This window comes from Streptomyces sp. NPDC002206, assembly GCF_053593595.1.
Genome location: NZ_JBSFCW010000044.1, coordinates 14985 through 39921 on the forward strand (window position 1 = coordinate 14985; position 24937 = coordinate 39921).

Here is a 24937-nt window from a genome sequence, read left to right on the forward strand (position 1 = left end):
ATGGAAAAGGTGAGGAAGGCCCCCCGGGGGACCAGGAAGAGGGACGTCCCGCTTACCAAGGACGGCATCTACGCCATGGCGCTGCAACTCATCGATGCCGATGGGGTCGAGGCGCTCACCATGCGCAAACTCGCGACCGCGCTGGATGCGAACCCTATGTCGCTGTACCACCACGTACCGAACAAGGAAGCGCTGCTGCACGGCGTGGCCGCGCGCGTCGGATCACAGTTCCGAGAGGGGCAGCGGGAGGACATTCCCTGGCAAGACCGCATGCGCCAACTGGCCCTGGACTTCCGCGCCTTGGCACACCGCCACCCCAGGTTGATGGAGTACTCCTTCGCACGCGCCGACTACGTCCAGCCGGAAGACCCCTTTTGGCGGGGACTCACCGAGACACTGGCCGCCGCGGGACTGCCGGCCTCGGCAATCCCGCGCGTCGCTGCCTCTCTGTGCGCGGTCTTCACGGGGCTGCTGCTCAGCGAACTGACCGGAGCACTCCAGCGCTGGGCCACCCTGCCGCCGGCACCAGCCAGCACCGACGGGGAAGACGCGCCCCCACCCGCGACGCACGTGGTCGACGCGACGTTCAGCTATGCGCTGGACGCCACGATCGCTGGCTTGGAAAGCCATCTCGCCCGCAGGGAGCCGTGACGGAGCAAGCGGCTACCGTGGGCTCCGCTGACGCACACTTCTCCGCCGCCTCAGTGCCTGCGCGCTGAGGCGGCAAAGCGGCGGCCGTACGCGGCGACGTACCATCCCTGGTCAGTCACCTGCCCCCATGCGCGACCGCGCCGCGGCCGGAGGGCAGATCGCCGCTTGCCCGGTCGCCCTTGGCCTTCTTGCGGCCGCCGCCGAGCGGCTTGCCCCTCACGCCGCGGGCAGCACCTTCCTGCCCGCGGCGTGAGGGGCGCCGGGATGAGGGTGAGCGCGATGAGGACCGCAATGACGACTGCGTCGGCGCCCCAGCGCGCCGCCTCCTCGCGCTCACGGCCCTCGGCGAGCTCGGCGCGGTAGCGGGAGACGCGTAGTCGATGCCGACGGCGAGATCAGGGCGAGGATGGAGGGCGAGGATGGAGGTGGTGGAGCCCAGCGCGGACGTGTTCGCCAGCGCGGTGATCGTGGAGATACCGATGCCGACGCCGATCAGTGCGGTGAGCAACAGTCCCGCCGCTATCCGCAAACCGAAGGTGATCACCAGCATGACGGGTGTCATCAGCCGACGACGTGAGCGGCCGAGTCGGATGCTGCGAGAGGGGTGCAGGGCCCCCCGGGATGTCAGGCGCCGAGGGCGGGGAGGACCACGGCGTCGATGTACGAGGTGAGGAATGCCTGCGTGGGCGGCTGGTTGTCGATCAGCCCCCGGACGACAAGGGCGCCGACCAGCATTTGCGGTACGTACTCCAGCGTGGGGTTGTCCGCGCGGATCTCGCCCCGCTCCACGGCCCGCCGCAGCATCCGGTCGAGGCCGATCGCCTCCGGCTCGAACAACAGCTCACGCAGGGCGCGCAGAAGATCGGCGTTCTCGCGCACCGCTATGGCCAGGCCTCGCATCAGCGAGGTGTCCTGCTCCATCCGGCAGTCGTCCGCATGCATGACCATTTCGTGGAAGTCGCCCCGCAAGCTCCCGGTGCCGATCTCGCCTATGCTCACCGGCTTCTGGTGCCTGAGCGCCTTAACGACCAACTCCGGCTTGCTTCCCCACTGGCGGTAGAGGGTGGCCTTGCTGGCCCTGGCGCGGACGGCCACGGCGTCCATGGTCAGGGCGTCGTAGCCGACCTCCCGGAGCAGATCGAGCACGGCCGCGTAGAGCTCGGCCTCGCGCGCGGGCGTGATCCGGCTGCAGCGCACCGTTGCGGCATCAGCCATGCTCATCCACTCCGTTCCGAACGAAACCGTCTTGTACAGCAGCGCTATCGAAACGAAACCGTCTCGTACGTGGGCTATGTCGCATCATCACCGTCCAGAAGTCCGTCGGAATGCCCGGCGCCGCAGAACGCGCCGGCGCGGCAACGGTCTGGCCGGTGACCGGCTCCCGGCGCATTCGGGGCTTCGGCGAGGCCGAGCCATTCGACCGGGACATCGGCGACCACACAGCCGTCGACATTCCACTGCACTACAAGGCCGGCGACATGATGGCTTGAGCCGCGTTCTGACACGGACTCAAAGGTCGCCGGAATCGTCATCCCGCCGCCCGATGCCAGGCCCGACCGTCGGCGGCGGCGACCGACACTTTCAGGGCATCGCCGTCCACGCCGGGGGAACGTGCGCGTCAGGTGATGCAACAACGGGCCACTTGATCACTGACCGGGGCACGCAGGTCGATCTTCGACTGTGTGCGTCCCTTCGAGCGGCTCGGCACCTGTCACCGCAAGGGTGAGGCGGCGGTGGGCGCCAGTACGGATTCGGCGACGCCGAGGATCTGGCTGATGTCGAAGCCCTCCATGTCCGCGCGGAATTCTGGGCTGGACAGGTACGCCCCCAGTCGCTCCTGCACGTCGTCGGCGTCCCTGTAGGAAACGAGGGCGTACAGCTGGGGCGCTTCACTCTCGAGAGCCGTGGGCACCGTCCAGATGCCGTGTGTGGTAATCCGGTGCTTGGCCATACCGGGAATGTGCTTGGACCAGATGGCCTCGTAGGCGACGAGCGCCTCAGGGCTGCACAGTGTGTAGACACGAAGCTGGTACTGGGACATGAACACTCGTTCCTTTTCTATGAGCATGGTTGTCAGTGGTGGGGGCGTGACGCAGCGGAGGCTGTGTCCGGATCCTCCGTCCGGCGACAGCGGACGAAGGGGCGCGCAACGGATCGATTCGGCAGGCTAGTTGGGAGGCTTCTCTCAGCTTTCTGCACGCAGGTTCGCCAGTTCGATGTCCCAGTCGATGTGTCCGGACCCGGCGCCCCGTGGCACCAAAGCCTCGGTGTTCTCCAGGAAGGTTTTGACATCCTGCACGGGAACCTCGAGCAAGGCGGTGCCCGCGGAAGACCCGAGGGTGATGTACATCCCTTGGCCACCATGGCCAGTGGCCGACCAGATCCGGATGTCCCCATCGCCTGCGGAACCGCTCAGGCCATCAGCCAGCAGATCACGCCCCAGGACCCATTCACCCGGATCGTCACTGTGGGTAAAAAAGGTGGCACGGACGGCATAGGGATCACTGGGCCCATACCGCAAGCGCATGCACAGCGGTAGCGAGTAGTCGCGCGTGACGACAAGCTGCGCGGCCACCTCCTGCACCACGGCCCTCAAAGATTTCATCGACTTCCACTCCACGGCGCCTCTGCCTCGGCTGCGCCCCGCCGTCGGGCGGCAGGATTCAACGAGGGAGAGGGGCTACAACAGGGCCCGGATGCCGGACGGTGTCGGCGGACCCCAAGATTCTTGACGTCGGCGTCGCTGGGCGCGAGCGAGCCCGCTACGCATGGTTGGTGTCCGCCGACTGTGTGAGAGGCAGGCCCTCACACAGCCAGCCGCCTGGGCGACGGCCAGAACCGCTGGCCCCCGGACCAGCGATCACGCCCCCGCCTCCGGCAGGCATCACGGCGATGCGAACGGTTTGGGCCTGCGGGCGCAAGTGGTGTCTGTCTCAGTGGTCGTTGTGGTTGCGGTGGTTCCAGTCCCGGCCGTCGTGCTCATAGCGGTTCCAGTGGTACTGGTACGACCTGTCGAACTTCCAGCCGCATTCAGTGTCATCCCAGCGGTAGAAGTGACCATCGCGGCCGTACCGGGCCGAGTCGTTGACGCGGTCGTCGTGCTGCCAGCCGCGGACTCCGTCCCAGCAGTAGCCCTGCTCGATCAGGTAGCTGACACCGTGGTCCCAGCGGTAGTCGGTGGCCTTGACACTGACGGCCGGACGCTGAACGTGTGCGAAGTCAGGAGTCGCGGCCGAAGCGGTGCCCCCGGCACCGAGAACGGCAACACCCGCCACTACTACGGAGGTAGCAGTGACAGAGAGGCGCTTCTTGAGCTTCATGGTCATTCCTTCCGGATTGGTGCAATCTGCACCATCAGTTGCTTGTGCAGGCGGTGTGATGCGCCTGGCGTCGCAGGAGAATGCCTTTCCATACGCCGTATGGAACTGCTCTTCATTAGTACCATACGACGTATGGAAGTGTCGAGGACGCTGAGTGGCCCGCACTTTCGGCCTCCTCTGGCGGCGTCTGCCGGGCCCGGGTAGGCAAGTAGGGCGATCGCTCCATGCCAATCGACGGGCGATTGATCGCGTCACCTCTCTCCTCAGTGCTCGCCACGGTGAGCTGCAGGCGTAAGTGACCGGCGATGAGTCGGGGTGGTCGGTCGCGTTTGCGTATCTGCTGCGGGTCTCCGCTGCCTGGCAACTGGTGCGTGACATCAGCCGACGCCGGAGGACACGCCGCGAGGCGGGCTGACTTCTCGGGGGCCGGCGTTGCCAGGCCCCACGCGATCCGCCTCGCCGAGGCGTGAGAGGAGTCCGAGGTGGCAGACGACCTGTCCGCGGTGGCGAGGTTCCTGTACGAGGCCGGGACGCTGAAGCAGACCAAGCGCACTGGTTGGTGGATGGCTGGCGTACGCGACCCCGAGTCTGTCGCAGAGCACTCCTGGCGCACCGCCCTCATCGCATCGGTCATCGCGAAGCTCGAAGGGGCTGACCCGGCGAAGGCCGCATTCCTCGCGGTGTGGCACGACTCGCAGGAGACACGCACCGGTGACGTGAACCACCTGGGCAAGAAGTACGCCCCGAGCGCGGACCCCCAAGCGATCACGGCCGACCAGGTCGCCGGCATGCCCGAGGTACTGGCGTCCGCTATCCGCGAGGTCGTCGCCGAGTACGAAGCGAAGGAATCTCCGGAAGCAGTCTGCGCTCGGGACGCCGACAAACTGGAATGCCTGATCCAGGAGATCGAGTACAGGGCGCAGGGCTACGACGCCCAACGGTGGATCGACAACAGCCGCGGGCGTCTCACCACGAAGACCGCGAACGAGCTCGCCGACGCAGTCCTGGAGGGCGCGCCGCTGGACTGGCTGCGCACGGCGATGGGCGAGAAGTAAAGCTGACCGCCACTTGACGGTGGGTCCCTCTCGTTGGTCGAGACGGGGCCCACTGCACACCTCTCGGCTGCGTGCGGCCGGATGGACGACCACTGTCCCGTCTCACGCCAGCTGCTCCGATGCCGGCGAGGCTGGACGACCTTGAGCCGTAATCTCACTGAATCCGCTCTGTGGCCTGCTCGGCCTCCCGGTCGGGCGCGCCTACGTCTCAGTGAACCTGCCTCGTTCGGGACGAAAAAAAGTCATTGGCTTCCCGTTCCATCTGGCGAGGAGACTTCCGACGTGACGCTTCACGAGAATGAGATCCCAGTCGACGAGACGCTAGTCCGAGCACTACTGAGGGCACAGCGCCCAGAATGGGCTGGCCTACCGTTGTCGCCCGCAGGCGCGGGCACGGACAACACCATGTATCGGCTGGGCCATGACCTGCTCGTACGACTTCCACGAACCGCCGACAACGGGCAGTCCGTGCGGAAGGAACAGGAATGGCTTCCTCGCCTGGCCCGCCACCTTGCCTGCCCGATTCCCGAGCCCGTCCATGCCGGGACGCCCACCGATGCCTTCCCAATGGTCTGGTCGGTCTACCGCTGGATTGACGGTGACGAAGCCAGCCCGGACACCGTCCGGGACTGGGCCGCCTTCGGAGCGGACCTGGCGGCGATCGTGAGGGAACTCCACCGCATCGACCTCATGGGAGCGACCCGCACGGACGGCCTCAGCTGGTACCGCGGAGGCAGCCTGGAGCCTTGCGACCAGTGGATCACTAGGTGTCTCAACGACTGCCGCGCCACGGTGGGTTCTGAGCTCGACGTTGACACTCTGGAACAGTTGTGGCGAGCCGCGCTCGCACTGCCCGAGCTCTCCGGGCCTCATGTGTGGCTCCACGGCGACCTCAAGCCGACCAACCTCTTGGTCCGGGAAGGCAAGCTCCACGCAGTTATCGACTTCGGAGGACTCTCGGTCGGCTTTCCCGACGCCGAGCACTCCACAGTCTGGGACTTGCCGCCCCAAGCACGACAGGCCTACTGGGACACCTTGAACCTCGATGATTTGACCTGGACCCGCGCCCGCGCCTGGGCGGTCGCAGTGGGCGTCAGTGGGATCTCCTACTACTGGGACACCTTCCCCGCCTTCGTCGCCGAATGCCGAGCACGTCTTCAGGCAATCCTCGCCGACGCCGCTACGCGTTGAGTGGCCTCCCCAGCCCAGGAGGAAGGTCAATACGGCGCAGGTTCAATGACACGCGGCAGAACACCGCACGGAATGGAGCACCCTCGCCGACACGCTCTCCACTCAGCTCGTCTCACCGAAGCTGCACCGCCCAGGTCACAGCGTCATCGACAGCTCACTTCCGATGGGACAGGACAACAGCACTGCGGCCCCGCGCAGGTGTGCGCGAGGCCGCCAAGAGGCCGTGGGTCAGACGGCGCTGGACGCCGTGGTGATGTGTTCCATCAGCCTGGTGGAACGGCAGATCTCCACCGTGGACGCCTCGGTGACGTCGTCGGCGAGCCAGACGCGGCCGGCCAGGCCGCCCGTCTCGGTGACGACCTCCACCAGGTCGCCGAGCAGCGCGACCGGCGCCGACACGGGCGTCACGAGCCGGTACCAGGGCGGAGCCCTCGGACAGCCAGTCCTGGCCGAGGACCTGGCCCAGGACGATCTGCCCGTGCGTGGACAGCACCGCACCCGGACCGTCGTACACCACGGTGGTCGGGGTTTGGCCGGGCTCCCCGGTCACCGGGTCCAGGACGGGCTGGCCGGCGGTGCAGGAGATCCGCACCGTGTCGGTCAGCTGCGCCTCCAGGTCAGCCCTGGCCTGCGAAAGATCCAGCGGCACCGGCTCACGCCCCGGTGGTCTGCGTGGTCTCGCCCAGCCACGTCGTACGGACGACGGCGAGCGAGTTGGCGTCGGAGATGTCCATGACCCGCCACACCCTGTTGATCAGGCCCGGGTCCTGCGTGGCCACGGTGACGCGCACCCGGTCCTCACGCGACGCGAGCGGGACGTCCAGGGGAGCCAGGAGCCGGTAGCGGTTTCGGGTGTCGTCGGCGTACGCCTGTCCTTCCAGAGACAGGACCAGGCCGGGACCACCGGCGGCGAAGATCGCATCGGCACCCGTGTAGAGGATCTGGTCCGGGCCGGGGTGGTACTCGCCGGAGTCCGGGTCAAGGACCGGCTCCTCGGGACGGAAGATCTCGACAGTGTCCACGAGGATGCGCATCTCGACGGTGGGGGGCGACGGCGGCAAGCGAAAGCCCCTCAGAGGGCGAAGGAGTGCTCCTACGTTCGAGCGTAGGGCGGTGCACGGACAGCTCCCCGACCCGAGGAAACGACGGGCGCATGCGGCTGACCCAGGTGCGCGGGTCTCGGTCCGGCGTGACGATCGGTGTACCGGTGGTGGCTCAGATGTCCCCCCGCTGGACCGCCGCCGGACCTACCCGAGCACCCCGAGCTCAGTGTCGGGTCGGCAGTGGATGCAGGCCCGCATCCCGTCGGCGAGGGCGGCGAGGGCTTGCTCCCGGGTGATGACCCGCTAGCGTTTCCCGGCCGCGTAGCACCCGCCGACGTGGACTTCGATAGGCCGCGCGCCTACGCCGATACTGAGCACAATCCAGTCCGGGGTGGGTGGCCGTCGCTCCTCGCCCTGCTGCCGCTCTTTCTCCCGCTGCTCGGCCGCCGCGTTCGCCTCGTCGATGCGGTCCACCCACATCCCGTACCAGGTCCGCAGCGTCCGGAGCCTGGGTAGATCCGGCGAAATGTCGTACATGCGTTCGAGTCTACGTCGGGCAGGCGACCGCACTGCCCGTCTCCGCATGCGAGCCTAGTAAGGGCGGGGTAGGAGGAGTCATGTCGCAGTGCCTCGAAGAACTTCGCCGGCTGGTGCGATCGGGTCGGGCATGGGTCGCCGTCCCGCTCGGGTGGATAGTTGCGGTGACCGTGATCGACGTTCTTGCACCGCCCGACATGCACTTGGGTCCGCTGCTCGTCGCGGCCCCGGCGATCACGGCGTCGTTCGGAGGGCCCTGGGCGGTGGGTCTGGTCGCCGCACTGGCGGTGATCGCGCAGACGATCATCGGGCTGCTGCGCGATCCTGACGAGCTGCTCTCGTCCAACCACCAGGCACAGATCATCGCCCTGATACTGGTCGGCACGAGCCTCGTGATCTTCTGCGTAGTGCGGGAGCGTCGCGCAAAAGAGCTGGCGCAAGTACGGTACGTGTCCGAGGCCGCCCAGCGTGTGGTTCTGCCGCCGCTGCCCAAGCAGCTCGGACCGCTGAACGTCGCCTCCCTGTACCTCGCGGCGGAGGCCGAGGCCCAAATCGGCGGGGATCTGTACGCGGCGGCGCGCACCACCTCGGGCACCCGGCTGATGGTCGGCGATGTGCGAGGCAAGGGGATGACCGCGGTCAATGACGCCGCTTTGCTGCTCGGAGCGTTCCGCGTCGCGGCCCACCGCCAGGCGAGCCTGGGTGAGCTGGTGGCCTACCTCGACCGAAGCGTGTGCTGGGACCTGATCGAGCCGGGTGAGACGAGCTGCTGCGGAGAAACGTTCATCACCGCCACCATCCTGGACATCCTCGATGGGGACGGCCGAGTCGAGATGGTCGCCTGCGGGCACCCGCCGCCGGTCGTCCTGCACAACGGCCGACCGGTGACGATGGACTCCCTTGATCCCGCGCCTCCGCTGGGCCTGGGCGAGCTGGCGCATCCGCGATACCACGTCGACAGCTTCCAGTTCGAGCCGGGAGACCTTCTACTGCTGTACACGGACGGCGTCACCGAGGCCCGCGACTCCACCGGCACCTTCTACCCGCTCACCGAGCGCATCACCGGCTGGACCGAGAGCGACCCCGACGCCTTCCTCGGCCGCTTCCGGCGCGACCTGCTGCTCCACGTCGGCGGACACCTGAACGACGACGCCGCCGTGATCGTCATAGAGCGCCCCGCCACGCCCCAGGCCTGATCACCCGGCCCCTCTTGCATCACTCGCACTTCGACGGCACGCGCTCAAGATTCGCTGTCACGGGACAGTATCGTTCGGAAGCCGACGAGAGGAGCCGCACACATGACCGACGCTGACCTGCTGCGATCCCTCGGCATCGACCCGTCACAGCTGGACCCCGCCCCACCCTCCTGTGACACCTGTGGGCGAAGGTTTGGCCGACGATCACGAGCACGACGTGCGCAGGCATCGCTACGGCGCGACCTCTTGAAGCAGGGGAGGAGAAGAGCGACGTGCTGGGCGGTCCGCCCTGCCAAGGGCAGCTGACCTCGGCAGGGCGGGAACCACTCGCCTGCTAGGAGCGTACGGAGGACCGGCTCCGGGCAATGGCAACTGCTGCCGCGATCAGGCCCAGAACGCCCACGACCAACCCCGCGATGCCCAGGCCACGAGCTGTCGAGTCGCTGGCCGCCGTCGCCTTCCCTGTGGATTTCGAATCGGAGGGCGGAACCTCCGAGGACGCGGAGGCCGAGGAACTGGACTTTCCGGCCACCTTGGTGAGCTGTAGCACCGGCGCCGGGTTCTCCGGTTCTTCCTGGCCTTCCTTCGACTCCTCGATCCAACGGGCGACCTTGCCGTCGGAGTACGTCTGCAAGGTCTTGAAGGACAGCTGGTCGGTGTCCTCCGGCAGTTGGCCGAAGGCAACGTTGAAGTCCTGGTACTGGCCGTGCCGGATCCTCCCACCGGTCCAGGTAATCTCCGAGACGGCGTCGGTGATCGTGCCGTCGTCGGTCTTGACCGGGGTCTTGAGCTTGGTGGTCGTCACCTTCGCCGTCCAGCCCGCCGCGGGTGTGACGAGCACGCCGAGGACCGGGTGCTCAGTGGGCAGGAAGACCTGCACCTTCGTGGTGCTGGCGTTGTCCTCCTCATTGGGGACCCGGAAGGTCAGGACGCCGTCCGTGGCGCCCTTCTCGTAACTACCGGGATGGACCGTCACGTGCGCGAAGGCCACGCCCGCTGCGGCCAGGACTCCGGTCGCGGTGAGGGCGCTGACCACAGTCATGCGGCGCAGGGCACGCCGGAAAAGGCTGTTGTTGGGGGCCATGAGGGAAACTCCGTACTGTTGAGAACGTGTTGGGGTCGGCATCCGTACGGGTTCTCCGTGGGCGGCCCACGGCGGGAGACAATGTGCCGCAGCAGAAGTCGTCGCAGCGGCCAAGGCCCGGCATCACAACCAGCGCCCACGTATGCGCGGGAGGGCAACTGACTCGTCGGTGCTCGCCACCAGGCCGCGAGGCCCGGCACGAGAGCGACAACCCAGCGCAACAGCGTCCACAGAGCGACTTCTCCGCGCCGCAGCCACCATGAGGCAAGGAGGGCCGCGGCGATGTGCGCGGCAGCGGCATGGGACGTCATCGCGTGCGTCGGTCCCATAACGTGTGAGTGGACCATCGCGTGTGCATGCGTCGTCAGCAGGCCATGCATACGTGCCGCCGCCGGAGACCGGACGGCGCCGAACATCATGTGCAGGCCCGCCTGCGTGCCAAGCATCGCGCCGCCGATCCCAGCCTGCGAACGCTCCTGACCACCCATGAGACAGCAGAGGACGAAGACGGTGAGGAACCCGGCGACGGACGCCCACACCGGCGGCGCCGCACCGGTAGTGAGCCCGTGGCCCGCTGCGGCCAGCAGCACGCACACAGCGGCAAACACCGCGGCGCGCAAGCTCCGTACCGCCAAGGAAGCCCTCATGGTGGCCGAATCCTCCCATGGGAACAGCAGGGACGACGGGAAGGGGGCGCCCCCTGCCCCCTAGCCCGCGACGCTGTATCTGGCCTTGGCAATGGCGCAGTGCTCGTGATTGTTCCAGTGACCGCGGTCAGCCGACCGGGACGTAGGTGCGCTCGCCGCGCCAGTACGCGATCTCGCCCAACCCGATGTCCACGGCCAGGAACGCGGCCAGCGGGATGCCGAGCCGCGGCACGAAGTAGCCAAGGACACCGACAGTGGCTATGAGCGGGACCAGCACGTACGCCGGAACGTTCTGCCAGGCACCGCGCGGCAGCGGACGCCCAAACGAGGCACCACGCCCGCGCTGCCACCACATCCGGTACCCCCACACGATCAGCAGGATCAGGCAGGAGGCGAAGGCGACCAGCGCGATCTGGTTGACCAACCCGAACAGAACGCCGGTGTGCGCGTCGATGCCCCAGCGGGTCAGCTTTGCCAGCACCGGGTAGTCCGCGAACCGCAGAAGCTGTACGCCGCTGACGTATGGGTGGCCCTCGATGACGTCCAATTCGTCCGCCGCGACTACCAGCACCGCGCCCGTCTCGCCGCACTCGACGACCCGAAGCAGCAACAGTGGCCGTCCGTGGAAACCCATCTCCCGCACGGCCGCGCAACATTGATCCGCGATGCTCAACTCGCCGACCCGCAGCGCGCCGCCCGCCGCCTCGGCCAACTGCCCGCGCAGCACTACCATGCCAGCCCCCACTGGCAGTTGCTGCAGGCTTCGCTCGAACCCGTCGTCCGGCACCGTCGCCGAGGCCGCCGGTACAGCGGCCGTCGCTGAGGCCACCACCCCTGCCCTACTGAACCTCCTGGGCTGGCGCGTCACCATCGTGCGCAGCAGTGCCCTCGCCGCTTCCTCCGGCCGCTCGGTACGTCTGGCCGACCTCACTTCCGCTGTCGGCGCCGGCACCTACCTCTGCGGCACCGGCGGCCTGCGCTACCTCGACCGCCGCCCCTTCGCGGAACTTCACCACTGGTAGATGGCTTGGGCTGAGTCTCCGACCATGACGAGTTCGGCGTGATCGCGTTGAGCGTTGAAGATCTTCTCGACGACGGGATTGGTGTCCTGGGCTTCGTCGAGGAAGAGGAAGTCGCAGGGGATTCTCACCCGCACTGGATCAGCCATGTGCGGGCGCATTCCTACGCGTGACCGAGCAGCTGGGCCGCCTGGCGACACGAGTCTTCGATTCAACTCCTGTACGTGCAAGTGAGTCAAGGGCTGAGAAAGCGTTTGCAAAATCCATCCTGTGAACACAGCAACCCAGATCTGCACGACGGGTGGAGGCGAACCCGAGCCAGTGGCCGCCAGGAAAGCTTTCTGACTCAAAGTCTTGACGGCTGTGGTGCTCAGGATGACTGTGGGGCTGCTCGGCTGAACCCACCGCACCCGGCACTTGGAGACGAGTCATGTGTGTCAGGCACAGCCTTGCCTCCGCAGTGCTGCTCGCCCTCCTCGACTGACCACGTCCGCGCCACTGCGCGCCGGGCGGGGCTTGCCAGAGAAACCTCGCGCAACGAAAGGGATCAAGGAATGTCACGACATTGGCCAGGAGTCGCACTGGCTGCTGCAGTGTCCCTGCTGGCGCTCACTCCGGCCCCGGCGCCCGCTGCGGAGCCCGTCGCAGCGGACCAGCAGGCCGGGGTGTCGGTGTTTGTCACGGACCTCGCCACCCACACGTACCTGTCGCGCCGACCCACCGTCGACTGGCACAGAGGGCAGGCCCCCAGCGGACCGACCATCACGGTCGACACGCAACGGCGGTACCAGGAGATCACCGGTTTCGGGGCGTCGTTCACCGACTCCTCCGCCTGGCTTGTCGGCACCAGGCTCGACAGCAAGCAGCGCGAAGCTGTGATGCGCGACCTGTTCGGCCGCCAGGGAATCGGACTGAGCTTCCTGCGCCAGCCGATGGGCGCCAGCGACTTCGCCGTGAACGGGAACTACTCGTACGACGACATGCCGGCGGGTCAGACAGATCCGACGCTCACTCACTTCTCCATCGACCACGACCGGTCGTACATCATCCCGGTACTCAAGCAGGCCCGTCGGCTCAACCCCCAGCTGACCGTGATGGCCTCGCCGTGGAGCCCGCCGGGGTGGATGAAGACGAGCGACTCGATGATCGGGGGAACGCTCAAGCCGGACGCCTACCAACCGCTGGCCGACTACTTCGCGAAGTTCATCGAGGCTTACGCGGCCGAAGGCGTCCCGATCCGCTACATCACGCCGCAGAACGAGCCCCTCTACGTACCCGACGGCTATCCGGGCATGTCGCTCAGTGCCACGCAACAGAACAACCTGATCAAGAACCACCTCGGCCCGGCACTACAGCGGCGCGGGCTGCGCACCGGAATCCTCGGCTACGACCACAACTGGGATGTCACCAGCTATCCCGAGAGCCTCTACGCCGACCCAGCCACCTCGCCGTCGGTCGACGGGACGGCATGGCACTGCTATGGCGGCAGCGTGCGGGCCCAGTCCATGTCGCACAACAGCTACCCCAACAAGCCGGCCTTCCAGACAGAGTGTTCGGGCGGTACCTGGGAGGGCGACGACCAGGCCGGGTTCGCGGGCGCCATGGACCTGGTCATCAACGCCACCCGCGACTGGGCGAAGAGTGTCGTCCGCTGGAACATGGCCCTGGACCAGGACAACGGGCCGACCAACGGCGGCTGCGACACCTGCCGCGGAGTGGTGACGGTCACGCGCGGTGCGGACGGCAAGTGGTCGTACGCCAAGACCGTCGACTACTGGGCCCTCGGGCAGGCCAGCAAGTTTGTGCGTCCGGGCGCCCGCCGGGTCGCGTCCAACACCCTCGGCGCCGGTGACGTGCAGGACGTCGCTTTCGTCAACCCCAACGGCTCGACGGCGCTGGTCGCGTTCAACTCCGCGAACAGCCCGAAGACGTTCCGCGTGCAGTGGGGCGACAAGTGGTTCTCCTACACCCTGGCCGGTGGAGCAGCCGCCACCTTCACCTGGAACGGCCCCCAGTCCGGGGCTTCGGACCCGACGGCCATCGGCTCGGTCGACATACCGTTCGACAACCCGGACGGTACGCAGGCGCTGATCAGCTACGACTCCGGGATGCTGGCCTCCCAGACCCAAGTGCGGGCCGGCGACCAGTGGCTCGGATACACGATGCCCGGTGGCGCGTCGCTCACCTCTCCCACGGCCGAGGTGCCGCTGGATCGCGGCGGGTGGACGGCCACGGCCTCGTCGAGCAGCGCCGGTGATCCGGTCGGCAACGCGGTCGACGGGGACCCGGCCACGCGGTGGAGCACGGGCCAGGGCATGCAGCCCGACGACTGGTTCCAGGTCGATCTCGGCTCCCTGCAGACCTTCAACCGACTCGTCGTGGACACCACCGCAAGCAACCAGGACTTCGCCAAGCAGTTCGAGGTGTACGTGTCCGACGACGGTACGGACTGGGGCAAGCCGATCGCGACCGGACCGGGCAGCACACTGGACGAGATCCTGCTTCCGCAGATCAAGGGGCGCTACATCCGGCTGGTGAACCGGAGCAGTGCCGGCAACTGGTGGTCGATCCACGAACTGAACGTCCTCGAGCCCGGCGGCCCGGCGAGCAAGGACTCGGGACCCGTCGGCGACGTCCAGCGCAAAACGGCAGTGCTGCCCGACGGCACCCAGCTGCTCGTCGTTTACAACCCGGGCCACTCCCCCGCGACCTTCGACATGCCGCTCGGAGACACCACCTACGCCTACCATCTGCCCGCAAGCGCCGCCGCAATCTTCACGACCCGTCAGCAATAGCCACTGGGCGGTGCCGGCCGGAAACGCCTCCGGCCAGCACGGCCGCGAACCCGTCCCGAACGGCCTGCCGGTCCGGGGCGGTCGCTCTCTTTGGCAAGCCGTCAAAAACACTTGCTATGAGGAGCTACCGCCATGACGGAAGGGCGCCACCTAGACCGTTACGGAGAAGCGATCCGGGCAGAACATGGAAGGGGCCCTCATCATTCTGATCGTCGCTGGTCAGGCGCCGTGACGAAGACCGGCGCCCTTTCATGGAGTTGCGGCTGGCGGCGCCGACCTCGCCCGGCGCCGCCAGGTGACCCGCAACGGCGACTACACGTAGCTACATGGGACGTCCCCGTTCAGGCCGTCGTGATCGCCGCCGCACCGCTCATGACCTGCACGCTCTCGTCGAGCACGTCTGTGGCGGGGGTGCGGTCCGGACGGTAGTCCGCCAGCTCTTCGCTCGCCCGGCCGCCGATGATCTCCTGCGCGGCGAGCAGGCCGAGCGCCGGTGCCAGGGTCGCACCGCTGTGCGTGACGACCGTGTAGAGGCCCGGAGTTGCGGCCGCGCAGCCGACGAGGGGCAGCCCGTCCGCTGGCACCGGACGCACTCCGAGGCGTACACCTGCCATCTCGGCGGTGCGCAGCGGTGTGAACACCTCCCGGCCAAGACGTTGCAGCTCCCGCTCCAGCGCCGGGGCGGCCTGCTGCGCCGAATCCGCCGCATCCGTGATGTCTGCCGCACCCTCGGCATCCGCCGGCAGCATGGCGTCCACCGGCCAAGAGATCGAGACGATACGGCCGTCGGGCGCCGGTCGCAGATCGACGCGGGGTGTGGCCAGGATCGCGCCGAGCCGGTCCCGCTCCGGCAGCCGAGTGCTCTCGCCGACGAGCCCGGGCAGCCGAGCGGAGTGAGCAGCTGGCCGGGGGTGCCGGCCGCGTCGGTGGCGATGACGTCGTACGGGCCGCGGTCCCAGCCGCCGCCCAACGCGGGTGGCGCCGGTGAGCTGGAGCGTGACGGCTTCGCTGCCGACTTCGAGGTCCCCGAGGATGCCGTTCGTCACCCACGGCAGCAGGAAGTAGATCCACGCGCCGTCACCGGTGCCGTCGGCGGCACAGACGTCCTCGCCCAGGACTTCCGCCCACAGCTCCAGTGCGAAGCCGCTATTGCACTGGAGGGAACAGTCGTCGTAGCCGACGGGCTTGCCGCTGTAGTCGTAGACCACCGGGTCGCCAGTGGTGATCTCCAGGAACTCGGGCGAGACACTGAAGAAGTTGACCTCGACGTCGTACCTGTTGAACGTCGGGCAACCACGCTTGAAGCCGCACTGCCGACCGTTCGCGGCCTTGTAGCTGACGTCGTCGCCATCCTCGGTGTTCGGGTTCATTGCGACGGATGCCAGGCAGTCGAAGACGAAGCCATTGTCGTCGCCGCAGACGGGTCGTCCACAGGTGTCGACTCGCGTGACTCGGACGGTGTCGAGGTTAGCGATCAAGGGGCAAGACATTTGGGCCCTCCAACGGATCGTTGGTGAGCCCGGCCCAAAACCAGCGGCTACATGCGAAAGTCTAGCTACCGCGACGGCCAGCCACAGGCCCTCGCCTCCGAGCCGCCGGGGTGGTCCAGTCACCGACTTGGAGCGGCCGTGCTTACGGGCGTCCGGTCCGCGAGAACGGCTGGACATGGCACATCCTGGCGGATCCTGACGGCAACGAGTTCTGCGTTATGGCCCCGCCCGACGCCTACCGGACGGGGCCATAACACGGCCGGACCGTACCGCGGCCCGCGCCAACTTACGGTTACCGCGTTGCGGTGGCCAGTGCCGCGCGGATGGCGTCCTCGCCGACCGGCTGGCCCTTCTCGTTCGAGAACGGCCCGTACGGGGTCCCCCACACGGGCGTGCCCGTCGCCTGCCGCCAGCTATCGGCCAGCGGTCCCGCGTCCGCCACGCTGTACCCGATGGATTCGATGAACTCGTTCACCGTCTCCTTCGCCGACGCGGAGTCCCCGGCGATCGGCAGGTACGAGCGGTCCGCCGCCCCCGCCGGGCGGGCGAGGGACAGCAGGTGCTTGAAGAAGATGTTGTTGAACGCTTTCACGAGCATGGCGTCCGGGATGTACCGCAGCAGCAGCTCGCTCGAGGTGAGCGACTTGCTGTCGAGCTCGGGGATGTGCCCGTCACGCTCGGGGCCGTAGTTGCACGTGTCGATGACCGTCTTCCCGGCCAGTGGCGCGGCGGGCAAGCTGGGGAAGGCCTTGACCGGCACCGTGACCACGACGATGTCACCGGCCGCCGCGGCCTCCCTGCTCGTCGCCGCGGACGCCCGCGAACCCAGTTCCGCGGCCGTGTCCGCGAGCGTTTCGGGACCGCGCGAGTTGCTGAGCACGACCTGGTGCCCGGCCTCGATGGCGAGCCGCGCGATGGTACTGCCGATGTTGCCGCTTCCGATGAATCCCACGGTCGTCATATTCCGTCCCTCCAGAAGAGCCGTACCCTTGTCATTTGCCGGACTCGTTGCGATTCGGGTTCCTGCCGTCAGTTGGCGGAGAAGTAATGGCCGTTGTCCAAATCGGCGAGCAGGCTGGGCTGAGCGGGTTCCCAGCCGAGGGTCCGGCGGGTGATGAGGTTGGACGCCGGGTAGTTCTGCGTGACTATGTTCGCGAGGAACCCAAAGTATCCCGGCACCATCAGTACGTCCGCGGGAATGCTCACGGCGGGCAGGCCCAGACGGCTACCAATGGCCTCGGCGATCTCGCGAAGCGGGATCGCCCCGTCCCCAACCGCGTGCCAATATTTGCCAGCTGGCCCCTTCTCCAGCGCCAAGCGGAACAAGGAGGCGACATCGCGGACGTGCACGGCGTTCCACAGGTTCGCGCCGTCTCCGGGGTAGCCGACGAAGCCCTTCTCCTTCGCGAGCGCGATCAGCTGCACGAGGAAGCCGGCACGATCGGTCGTGCTGTGCGCGATGTTGGCAATCCGCACGACCGAAGACCGCACTCCCCGCTCGGCGAGGCCGACTACGGCGGTTTCCACGACGTTACGAACCCGCAGGGTGCCCTTGTACTCATCCCCGCCGGGAAGGGCCGGGTCCTCCTCGGTGGCCGGCCGGCCCAGGTTCCCGGGCGAGCCAATGCTCCCCGCCGCGACCAGCGGCTTTCCGGTTTCCGCGAGTGCCTCGCCGTACGCGAGCATGATCGGGAGCTCCGCGGCGGCCACGGCGTCGATCCCGCCGGACGGAAGCAGGTCTTGCCTGTGCGCGACGTGGATGACGCCGTCGGAATCCGCGGCCGCCTCCTTGAGCCCGTCGAGATCCTCGAGGTCGCCGCGACGCACCTTCGCGCCGAGCGAGGACACCGCCGCCGCAGCCGTGTCCGACCGGGCCAGGCCGGTGACCTCGTGCCCGGCGGCGATGAGCTCGGGGATGATGTACGAACCGGAATGGCCGGTCCCGCCAGTCACGAAAACGCGCACGCTACTGCTCCTTGTGAATGATGTGGCGCGAGAAGTGGTGGTGCGGGTGCGCTCAGCTGAGAATGCTGACGCCGAGGGAGAAGTTGGTGTGCCTGACGGAGTGGGCGACGAGGCCCAGCTCCAGCAGGCCGGCGTTCTCCAGTGTCCGCGCCATTGGCAGCTGCCCGGTGTCCATCGGGCGCAGTCCCAGGCTCTCGATGAACGCTGACACGCGTGCCTTTGCCTGTGGGTCGTCGCCGGCGATGAACACGTCCAATGGGCGGCCCTCGGCTGGGCCGGCGGCCAGCACATTGGAGAACAGGGTGTTGAACGCCTTGACGACATGCGCGCCGGCAGGGGCGGCCTTGGCGATCTCCTGTGCGCCGGAACTGCCGTCGGGGGTGACAAAGCCCTTGAAATCGGGGGTGACGGGGTTGGTGATGTCGATGATGATCTTGCCGCGTAGTGCGTCCCCGTACTCGCTAACCACCGCCGCCGCGCTGGCGTACGGCACGGCGAGGATGACGATGTCCCCGGCCGGGGCGGTGCCGGCCGTCCCGGCAGTGGCGCCGCCGAGCGCGGCGGCCACTTCCTTGGCCTTGGCCGGGTCGCGACCGATGATCTCGACGGCGTTGCCGCCGGCGAGTGCCCGGCCGGCCAGGGCGCTGGCCATGTTCCCCAGGCCGATAATGCTGACGCTGCTCATTGGTGTGCCTGCTTTCTGGAGCTGGATAGGACGCCATTCCCACCCCCGTCGTTATTAACGATTGCGTCGTCGACGCCATCGAATGACGTGATGGGCCTGGCTCAATTCGTGATGCGCCCATTCTGGTTCTGGGCCCTGCTATCAAGCCCCGATGTCGAACTCTTATGTCGAATTCGCTCTGGCCCCATCGGGTACCTATTCAGGATGCCGTTGGCGTGAGTGGGTGTCCAAGACCTCTTTCAGCTGTTGCGATACCCTCAAGGCATCGCCGGACCGGGAGGCTCCATGGATCTGGACCTGCGCAAGTTGCGCTACTTCGTCGCCGTCGCCGGCACGTTGCACTTCGGCCGCGCCGCCGATGAGCTGCACATCGCGCAGCCGGTGCTCAGCCGGCAGATCCGCGCGCTGGAACAGGATCTCGGCACCCCGCTGCTGACAAGGGACAGCCACGGCGTGATGCTGACCGACGCCGGCAGGCAGTTGCTGACCGACGCTGGCCCGCTGCTGGCCTCCGCGCACGCGGTCCGCCGCCGGGTGACCGTGGCCGCGCGGGGCAGCCAGCGGATAATGGTCGGCTTCCGGGCGGGCATCGCGGTCGCCCCGGCGGTACGGCTGTTCGCCGCCCGGCACCCGGACGTTCTGGTGGACGTGCAGCGGATCGAATGGGACGACCAGGCCCCGATGCTGCTCGACGGCCGCATCGACGTCGGCTATGTGCGGCTGCCCATCGACGAGGCCGGCCTGCGCGTCGCCCCGCTGTACACCGAGCCGCGGGTGGCGGTGCTGCCCGCCGGCCACAAACTGGCCGGCCGGGAGCAGGTGACAGAGGCCGACCTAGCCGGCGAGCCGCTGGTCTGGCATGTCGACACGAGCACGCAGCCCACCAGGCGCCCGCACCCTAACGCCGGGTACCTGGTGCGTGGGGTGGACGAGACGCTCGAGCATGTCGCGGCCGGCCGGGGCATCTCGTTCCTGGCCCGTTCGGCGACCGTGTTCTACTCACATCCGAACATCAGCTACGTGCCCGTCCCGGATCTGGCGTCCGACCAGGTGTGCCTCGCGGTGGCGGCATCGCACACCTCGCCGGTGGTCGACGACTTCTTCACCGCGGCTCAGGCGGCGGCCGAGATCACGGCAGAGTGCGGGAACTATGAAATGTGGCAGCTTGGAAGCGGTGCCGTTTCAATGAGGTGATCTCAGAGAAAGCGAATCGGACACCCGGTTTTTAACCACGCGAGAGGCGTGTTCCGGGGAGGCTCGCGGACAGTCCGGACGTGCCCGGAGACGGGCGTGGAGTCCGAGGCTAGAGCTTCCCGCTCCGCGAGGTCAGTCCACCGGAGTGACAGTCAGCAGGAACTCCCGCAGGTGGAGTTCAGAGGAACTGACGGAGGACGTCGTGCCACGGGCCGATAGTCTGGGCCAGCTGAGACGAGGGGCCGGCTGCGGCAGTGATCGCGGCCATGGCAGCCCGAGCAATGCTCATGACCTGTGGATCGGCCTCGGGCTGGGACGTGAAGGGCGTACCTTCCCGAGTGATCGACTTCTGGTCATCGAGTAGGCCGACGTTGCACCGTCGGTCGGGAAGGCACGCCTGTGCTGAGCGTAGTGAATGCCGATGGAACGACCGGGACCGGCTCCCTGATTGACGACATCGTCCGCGAAGGTGCGAGACGGATGCTGGCCGCCGCTCTGGAGGCCGAAGTCAATGCCTACATAGCCGAGTTGGCCGATCAGCGTGACGAGCACGGGCATCGCATGGTGGTCCGCAACGGCTATCACCAGCCCAGGAAGGTCACCACCGCGGCCGGGACGGTCGAGGTGAAGGCGCCGCGGGTGAACGACAAGCGCGTCGACGAGGGCACGGGCGAGCGCAAGCGGTTCTCCTCGGCGATCCTGCCGCCCTGGTGCCGCAAGTCCCCGAAGATCAGCGAGGTGCTGCCTCTGCTCTATCTCCACGGCCTGTCGTCCGGCGACTTCGTGCCCGCCCTCGAGCAGTTCCTCGGCTCCACGGCCGGTCTGTCGGCAGCGACGGTCACCCGCCTCACCCAGCAGTGGCAGACCGACCACCAGGTATTCGGCGAACGTGATCTGTCCGGCAGCGACTACGTATACGTGTGGGCCGACGGCATCCACCTGCGCATACGCCTGCGGGAGGCGAAGTCATGCGTGCTCGTGCTGATGGGCGTGCGCGCGGACGGCACCAAAGAGCTGATCGCCATGAACGACGGCTACCGCGAATCCGCCGACTCGTGGGCGGATCTCCTGCGCGACTGTGCACGCCGAGGGATGCGTGCTCCCGTCCTCGCGGTCGGCGACGGTGCACTCGGGTTCTGGAAGGCCCTGGCCGAGGTCTTCCCCGAAACCCGCCATCAGAAGTGCTGGGTTCACAAGATCGCCAATGTCGCGAACGCCCTGCCGAAGTCCGCCCAGCCCGGCGCGAAGAAGGCCCTGCAAGAGATCTATAACGCCGAGGACCGCGATCACGCGCTCAAGGCCGTGGCCACGTTCGCCAAGACTTACGGAGCGAAGTTCCCCAAGGCCGTCAAGAAGATCACCGACGACGTGGACGAGCTGCTGGCGTTCTACGACTTCCCCGCCGAGCACTGGATCCACCTGCGCACCACGAACCCGATTGAGTCGACCTTTGCCACCGTCCGGCTGCGGACCAAGGTCACCCGAGGTGCCGGCAGCGCGCCCGCCGCCCTGGCCATGGTCTTCAAGCTCGTCGAGTCCGCCCAACAGCGGTGGCGGGCCGTGAACGCACCCCACCTCGTCGCCCTGGTCCGCGCCGGGGCCCGCTTCGAACGCGGACGTCTCATCGAACGTCCCGAGACCAACGCAGCCTGAACTACCGCACGATCCAGAGATCTTGATTACTGATCTCGCATCACTGAGGATCAGGCTGTCGGGGACAGGAATCCAAGGGCCGTCGTAACGTTCGACGGCAAGTCGGTCATCGTATCCAGCACCAACCGGTGATCGGCCCACGAGGCGAACTCCTCCCGCAGACGTTCCACCACCTCCCACGTCGGCTCAGCGAAGCCCTCGATCCCCCGGGACCGGTTCTCCAACCGATGGCGGTGCACCAACTGATCCGAACACACCACCTCGATGAACACCACTGGCACACCACGACGATCCGCCAGCGACCGCCACTGTTCCCGCGCCGCCTTCACGGCGTTGACCGCATCGACGATCACGGTTTGGCCCATGCCGAGCACACCATCGGCCACGGCCTCGGCCACGACATACGCCGCCAGGCCCGTGGGCTGGTCACGGCCTACCCCCGCACGCCACATCGCCGCCTCGATCTGGTCCACGGACACGACCGGAGCAGCCAGCTTGCGCCCCAACGCCTCGGCGATCGAACTCTTCCCCGCACCGGGCAGCCCAGCCATCGCGATCAACATGACGACACCCTCGCACGCCCGACCGAACCACCGGCCATCAACGCCAGAACGGCGCAGGCATCCGCACTCCGAGCCATCAAGTCACGCGACAACATCCACAGGAATTGACAATTACTCACCGGACGGTGGTCCTCGATACATGCCGGTAGGCATCCCGTCGCTCCTGTAACGCCCCGTTGTAGAGCGAGCAGTGATCCCGCAGCATCTCGCCAAGCGCGATCTGCTGGCCCGTGGTGGGCCGCATCAGGAACTTGTACGCACGAATCATCCAGCCCACCCCCCTTTTGGGGTCAGTCCGGTCAACATAGCTGGCGCCACTGACAACGCAGAGAACTCCGGCGCTCCGCGCCTCCGGGCCAGGGACCGCATTCCCGCCCGGCCTGAAGGCCGGGATTCCCCGCGAAGATCAGGGATGGAGAGCATGGGGAAGAAGAAGCCTCGCCCTCGCCGCTCGTTCACGCCGGAGTTCAAGGCCGAGATCATCGAGCTGTGCCGACGAGGTGACCGCTCGGTCGGTCAGATCGCGAAGGACTTCGATCTGACCGAGACCGCGGTGCGCGACTGGGTCAAGCAGGCCGAGGTTGATGCCGGCGAGCGCGACGGCTTGACCAGCAGCGAACGCGATGAACTGGCCGCGCTACGGCGGGAGAACCGCCGGCTGCGCGAGGACGTCGCCGAGTCGTTCTTCGCCACCATCAAACGAGAACTGCTCGACACCACCAACTGGCCCAGCAGAGCCGCCGCCCGCACCGCGATCTTCGACTTCATCGAAGGCTGGTACAACTTGCACCGACTCCACAGCAGTCTCGGCTACCGCAGTCCCGCCGACTACGAGACTGCACTCGCAGCATGACCACCACACCAACGGTGTCCGTCAAAGCGAAACAAGCTCATCAGTGCGGGACGAAGCGTTACACCCTTACGTCGGTCGGGTAGCCCGAGGGAGTCGCACCCTCGGACTACCCGACCGTTGCATTTTCGCTTCCCCGGTCCCGGTCTGTCGCGGGGAGGGCGTTGTCGATGAGGACGGCGGCGATGGCGGCGGCGGTGGGGAAGGATTCGGCGTTGAGGACTCGGGTGCGGGCCGAGGCGCCATCGAGGAGCAGTGCCAGTTGTTCGCCGAGCTGTTCGGGGTTGGTGGCGCCGGCTTCGCGGGCCGTTTCGGCGAGCCGCGCGGCGATGGCGAGCTTGTAGTCGCGTGCGTATTGGGACGCGGGGTGTTGGGGGTCGTGGATTTCGACGGTCGCCGCGATGTAGGGGCACAGGGGCGTGAGCTCCTCTGGGCCGGATGTGGGGACCTCGAAGGCAGCGAGGAGTCGTTCGCGGGGCGTGAGGTCGGTGCGGTCGAACACTCCGGCCATGATGTCGGGATCGAATCGGCGCAGGTATTCGGCGACCAGGTCGTCCTTGCCGGTGAAGTGCTGGTAGGCCGTGCGCTTCGAGACCTGGGCCACTGCGCAGAGTTGATCCATGCCGGTGCGGTTGATGCCCTGAGCGCGGAACAGTTGCTGTGATGCGCTGAGGATGCGCTCGCGCGCACCCCTGCCACGGCGCCGGCCTTGGGGGCCCATCTCCAGCTTCGTCATGACTCCATCATAGCCCAGTGCGGTACCGCTCGGTATACATAGCTTGCGTTCCCACTGGCCGTCAGATACGTTTAAGTACACAGCTCGGTGTACAAAGGAGTAATCGTGGGAAAGCTCGATGGCAAGGTAGCGGTGATCACGGGCGGGTCGACCGGCATGGCGCTGGCCGGCGCAAAGCTGTTCGTCGAGGAAGGGGCTCATGTCTTCATCACGGGCCGGCGGCAGGAGGCGCTGGATGACGCCGTCAAGGTGATCGGCCGGAACGTGACCGCCGTGCAGGGTGATGCGGCCGACCTGGACGACCTGGACCGTTTGTACGAGACGGTCAGGCGGGATAAGGGCTCGATCGACGTGCTGTGGGCGAGTGCCGGTATGGGTGAGCAGGGCAAGCTCGGCGAGATCACCGAGGAGCAGTTCCATCGCGCGTTCTGGCTGAACGCGCGCGGCACGCTGTTCACGGTACAAAAGGCGCTGCCGCTGCTCAACGACGGTGGCTCGATCTTCATGACCGGGTCGAACGCTTCGCTCAGGGGCTTCCCCGGGTGGAGTGTGTATGCGGGGAGCAAGGCCGTGCAGCAGGCCTGGGCCCGTGTGTGGCTGAACGAGCTGAGGGACAGGCGGATCCGAGTGAACGTGCTGACCCCCGGCCAGGTCGCCACGGCCAAGCAGGAGGAGTTGTTCGACGAGGAGACGAAGCGGCAGTTCGAGTCCCTGATCCCGCGGGGCAAGATGGGCCGCCCCGAGGAGATCGCGACGGTCGCGCTGTTCCTCGCCTCGGACGACTCAAGCTATGTGAACGGGCTGGAACTGACCACCGACGGCGGCACCACGGTGATCTGAACGGACACACCGGTATGTGCGGGCATGCCCGCTAGAACGCAGTCATCACGGGCCAAGGGACTGGCCCCGAATGCGGACATTCGCTCGACGCGGTCGGCAAGATTGCCGAGGTGACCATAGGGCCCGCTGCCGTCCGCCGTCGAGATGCAGGGGCACCTTGCGCATGTCCTCGGCATGCAGCCCTGGGAACTGCGCACGAACGGGGAGTAACGATCATGGATGCCCTCGTCCCATGTCTGTGACCTCCTTGGAAGAGGTCATCGAGGGGCAGGTTCACGCATCCCGACCTACCGGCGAAATACCAGCCGGGGGTCCGACTGGATGCCGGCACCTCCCAGAAGGACAACAACGTCTCCGCCCACCCGGGCAAGGGTCTGATCCTGCCGATCGACGCGCACGCGAAGCCGCTGAAGTGGGCCGACG

General features: G+C 67.2%; 26 protein-coding genes and 7 pseudogenes. 13 read left to right on the forward strand and 20 right to left on the reverse strand.

Translation table 11 applies throughout. The features are described 5' to 3' along the window. Positions 1–651 (forward strand): TetR/AcrR family transcriptional regulator, encoded by a 651-nt coding sequence (locus ACWCP8_RS37220; protein ID WP_376668750.1) that lies wholly within the window; start codon positions 1–3, stop codon positions 649–651. A gap of 119 nt (positions 652–770) precedes the next feature. Here the strand turns inward: ACWCP8_RS37220 and ACWCP8_RS37225 are convergent. Continuing rightward, a pseudogene (locus ACWCP8_RS37225) lies at positions 771–1204 on the reverse strand (MMPL family transporter); the annotation flags it as partial. Between the two features lie 71 nt (positions 1205–1275). Continuing rightward, positions 1276–1866: a TetR/AcrR family transcriptional regulator gene (locus ACWCP8_RS37230; protein ID WP_451120785.1), complete on the reverse strand. Its 591-nt coding sequence runs from the start codon at positions 1864–1866 to the stop codon at positions 1276–1278. A gap of 110 nt (positions 1867–1976) precedes the next feature. On the opposite strand from ACWCP8_RS37230, the gene ACWCP8_RS37235 reads away from it, so the two are divergent. Then, the gene (locus ACWCP8_RS37235; RefSeq protein ID WP_451120787.1) at positions 1977–2141 is read left to right on the forward strand and encodes a hypothetical protein; all 165 of its coding nucleotides are present in this window, start codon (positions 1977–1979) and stop codon (positions 2139–2141) included. A gap of 221 nt (positions 2142–2362) precedes the next feature. Here ACWCP8_RS37235 and ACWCP8_RS37240 read toward each other — a convergent pair whose 3' ends face one another. From ACWCP8_RS37240 to ACWCP8_RS37250, 3 genes are all read right to left on the reverse strand, one after another. After that, complete coding sequence (locus tag ACWCP8_RS37240; protein ID WP_451120789.1) at positions 2363–2692, reverse strand: NIPSNAP family protein; 330 nt, start codon at positions 2690–2692, stop codon at positions 2363–2365. 144 nt (positions 2693–2836) lie between these two features. Further along, positions 2837–3271, reverse strand: coding sequence for an SsgA family sporulation/cell division regulator (locus ACWCP8_RS37245; RefSeq protein WP_451120791.1), 435 nt, complete (start codon positions 3269–3271; stop codon positions 2837–2839). A 313-nt stretch (positions 3272–3584) separates the two neighbouring features. Beyond that, positions 3585–3971, reverse strand: coding sequence for a hypothetical protein (locus ACWCP8_RS37250; RefSeq protein ID WP_451120793.1), 387 nt, complete (start codon positions 3969–3971; stop codon positions 3585–3587). 482 nt (positions 3972–4453) lie between these two features. Here ACWCP8_RS37250 and ACWCP8_RS37255 point away from each other — a divergent pair, with 482 nt between their 5' ends. Next, positions 4454–5026 (forward strand): HD domain-containing protein, encoded by a 573-nt coding sequence (locus ACWCP8_RS37255; RefSeq protein WP_451120795.1) that lies wholly within the window; start codon positions 4454–4456, stop codon positions 5024–5026. 282 nt (positions 5027–5308) lie between these two features. After that, a complete protein-coding gene (locus ACWCP8_RS37260; RefSeq protein ID WP_451120797.1) occupies positions 5309–6217 on the forward strand; it encodes an aminoglycoside phosphotransferase family protein in 909 nt (302 codons plus the stop codon). Between the two features lie 228 nt (positions 6218–6445). On the opposite strand, the gene ACWCP8_RS37265 is transcribed toward ACWCP8_RS37260, so the two are convergent. From ACWCP8_RS37265 to ACWCP8_RS37285, 5 genes and pseudogenes are all read right to left on the reverse strand, one after another. After that, the gene (locus ACWCP8_RS37265; RefSeq protein WP_451120816.1) at positions 6446–6625 is read right to left on the reverse strand and encodes a hypothetical protein; all 180 of its coding nucleotides are present in this window, start codon (positions 6623–6625) and stop codon (positions 6446–6448) included. 37 nt (positions 6626–6662) lie between these two features. Continuing rightward, positions 6663–6866, reverse strand: a pseudogene (locus ACWCP8_RS37270) (DUF6093 family protein); the annotation flags it as partial. A gap of 4 nt (positions 6867–6870) precedes the next feature. After that, positions 6871–7278 carry a DUF6093 family protein gene (locus ACWCP8_RS37275; RefSeq protein WP_451120799.1) on the reverse strand — a complete coding sequence of 136 codons (408 nt, stop codon included), beginning with the start codon at positions 7276–7278 and terminating at the stop codon, positions 6871–6873. Between the two features lie 186 nt (positions 7279–7464). Beyond that, positions 7465–7557 carry a DUF6233 domain-containing protein gene (locus ACWCP8_RS37280; RefSeq protein WP_352272622.1) on the reverse strand — a complete coding sequence of 31 codons (93 nt, stop codon included), beginning with the start codon at positions 7555–7557 and terminating at the stop codon, positions 7465–7467. A gap of 6 nt (positions 7558–7563) precedes the next feature. After that, a complete protein-coding gene (locus ACWCP8_RS37285) occupies positions 7564–7797 on the reverse strand; it encodes a DUF6233 domain-containing protein (protein WP_451120801.1) in 234 nt (77 codons plus the stop codon). An 80-nt stretch (positions 7798–7877) separates the two neighbouring features. Between ACWCP8_RS37285 and ACWCP8_RS37290 the strand changes: the two genes are divergently transcribed. Further along, positions 7878–8993 carry a PP2C family protein-serine/threonine phosphatase gene (locus ACWCP8_RS37290; protein WP_451120803.1) on the forward strand — a complete coding sequence of 372 codons (1116 nt, stop codon included), beginning with the start codon at positions 7878–7880 and terminating at the stop codon, positions 8991–8993. 334 nt (positions 8994–9327) lie between these two features. Here the strand turns inward: ACWCP8_RS37290 and ACWCP8_RS37295 are convergent, their stop codons facing one another. Both ACWCP8_RS37295 and ACWCP8_RS37300 read right to left on the reverse strand, forming a co-directional pair. Further along, positions 9328–10077, reverse strand: a complete 750-nt coding sequence (locus ACWCP8_RS37295) for a YcnI family copper-binding membrane protein (protein ID WP_352271784.1) — start codon at positions 10075–10077, stop codon at positions 9328–9330. Positions 10078–10851: 774 nt separating this feature from the next. Further along, on the reverse strand, positions 10852–11556 hold the full coding sequence (locus ACWCP8_RS37300) for a PepSY domain-containing protein (RefSeq protein WP_451120806.1): 705 nt from the start codon (positions 11554–11556) through the stop codon (positions 10852–10854). Between ACWCP8_RS37300 and ACWCP8_RS37305 the strand changes: the two genes are divergently transcribed. Beyond that, positions 11456–11746, forward strand: a complete 291-nt coding sequence (locus tag ACWCP8_RS37305; RefSeq protein WP_451120808.1) for a WbqC family protein — start codon at positions 11456–11458, stop codon at positions 11744–11746. The two genes, ACWCP8_RS37300 and ACWCP8_RS37305, sit on opposite strands and share 101 nt — an antisense overlap. Here ACWCP8_RS37305 and ACWCP8_RS37310 read toward each other — a convergent pair. Continuing rightward, positions 11737–11871 (reverse strand): annotated as a pseudogene (locus tag ACWCP8_RS37310) (UvrD-helicase domain-containing protein); the annotation flags it as partial. The gene ACWCP8_RS37305 and the pseudogene ACWCP8_RS37310 overlap by 10 nt on opposite strands. A gap of 426 nt (positions 11872–12297) precedes the next feature. Here ACWCP8_RS37310 and ACWCP8_RS37315 point away from each other — a divergent pair. Next, entirely contained in the window at positions 12298–14538 is a 2241-nt protein-coding gene (locus tag ACWCP8_RS37315) for a discoidin domain-containing protein (RefSeq protein WP_451120810.1), read from the forward strand. A gap of 341 nt (positions 14539–14879) precedes the next feature. Here the strand turns inward: ACWCP8_RS37315 and ACWCP8_RS37320 are convergent, their stop codons facing one another. The 4 genes from ACWCP8_RS37320 to ACWCP8_RS37335 form a co-directional block, all read right to left on the reverse strand. Continuing rightward, a complete protein-coding gene (locus tag ACWCP8_RS37320) occupies positions 14880–15908 on the reverse strand; it encodes an FAD-dependent oxidoreductase (RefSeq protein ID WP_352271792.1) in 1029 nt (342 codons plus the stop codon). A 412-nt stretch (positions 15909–16320) separates the two neighbouring features. Next, positions 16321–16989 (reverse strand): NADPH-dependent F420 reductase, encoded by a 669-nt coding sequence (locus ACWCP8_RS37325; protein ID WP_451120812.1) that lies wholly within the window; start codon positions 16987–16989, stop codon positions 16321–16323. 68 nt (positions 16990–17057) lie between these two features. After that, positions 17058–17993: an SDR family oxidoreductase gene (locus ACWCP8_RS37330; protein WP_352271794.1), complete on the reverse strand. Its 936-nt coding sequence runs from the start codon at positions 17991–17993 to the stop codon at positions 17058–17060. A gap of 52 nt (positions 17994–18045) precedes the next feature. Beyond that, the gene (locus ACWCP8_RS37335; protein ID WP_352271796.1) at positions 18046–18678 is read right to left on the reverse strand and encodes an NADPH-dependent F420 reductase; all 633 of its coding nucleotides are present in this window, start codon (positions 18676–18678) and stop codon (positions 18046–18048) included. A gap of 285 nt (positions 18679–18963) precedes the next feature. Here ACWCP8_RS37335 and ACWCP8_RS37340 point away from each other — a divergent pair, with 285 nt between their 5' ends. Together ACWCP8_RS37340 and ACWCP8_RS37345 are read left to right on the forward strand one after the other, a co-directional pair. Then, positions 18964–19872: a LysR family transcriptional regulator gene (locus ACWCP8_RS37340; protein ID WP_352271798.1), complete on the forward strand. Its 909-nt coding sequence runs from the start codon at positions 18964–18966 to the stop codon at positions 19870–19872. A 399-nt stretch (positions 19873–20271) separates the two neighbouring features. Continuing rightward, on the forward strand, positions 20272–21525 hold the full coding sequence (locus tag ACWCP8_RS37345) for an IS256 family transposase (RefSeq protein ID WP_352271800.1): 1254 nt from the start codon (positions 20272–20274) through the stop codon (positions 21523–21525). A gap of 50 nt (positions 21526–21575) precedes the next feature. Here ACWCP8_RS37345 and ACWCP8_RS37350 read toward each other — a convergent pair whose 3' ends face one another. Then, a complete protein-coding gene (locus tag ACWCP8_RS37350) occupies positions 21576–22088 on the reverse strand; it encodes an AAA family ATPase (protein WP_352271802.1) in 513 nt (170 codons plus the stop codon). 118 nt (positions 22089–22206) lie between these two features. Continuing rightward, positions 22207–22356 (reverse strand): annotated as a pseudogene (locus ACWCP8_RS37355) (helix-turn-helix domain-containing protein); the annotation flags it as partial. 153 nt (positions 22357–22509) lie between these two features. Here ACWCP8_RS37355 and ACWCP8_RS37360 point away from each other — a divergent pair. Continuing rightward, positions 22510–22752 (forward strand): annotated as a pseudogene (locus ACWCP8_RS37360) (transposase); the annotation flags it as partial. A gap of 6 nt (positions 22753–22758) precedes the next feature. Further along, positions 22759–22941, forward strand: a pseudogene (locus ACWCP8_RS37365) (IS3 family transposase); the annotation flags it as partial. Between the two features lie 106 nt (positions 22942–23047). On the opposite strand, the gene ACWCP8_RS37370 reads toward ACWCP8_RS37365, so the two are convergent. Beyond that, a complete protein-coding gene (locus tag ACWCP8_RS37370; RefSeq protein ID WP_352271803.1) occupies positions 23048–23674 on the reverse strand; it encodes a TetR/AcrR family transcriptional regulator in 627 nt (208 codons plus the stop codon). Positions 23675–23779: 105 nt separating this feature from the next. Here ACWCP8_RS37370 and ACWCP8_RS37375 point away from each other — a divergent pair, with 105 nt between their 5' ends. Together ACWCP8_RS37375 and ACWCP8_RS37380 are read left to right on the forward strand one after the other, a co-directional pair. After that, complete coding sequence (locus tag ACWCP8_RS37375) at positions 23780–24514, forward strand: SDR family NAD(P)-dependent oxidoreductase (protein WP_352271805.1); 735 nt, start codon at positions 23780–23782, stop codon at positions 24512–24514. 299 nt (positions 24515–24813) lie between these two features. Next, a pseudogene (locus ACWCP8_RS37380) lies at positions 24814–24937 on the forward strand (hypothetical protein); the annotation flags it as partial.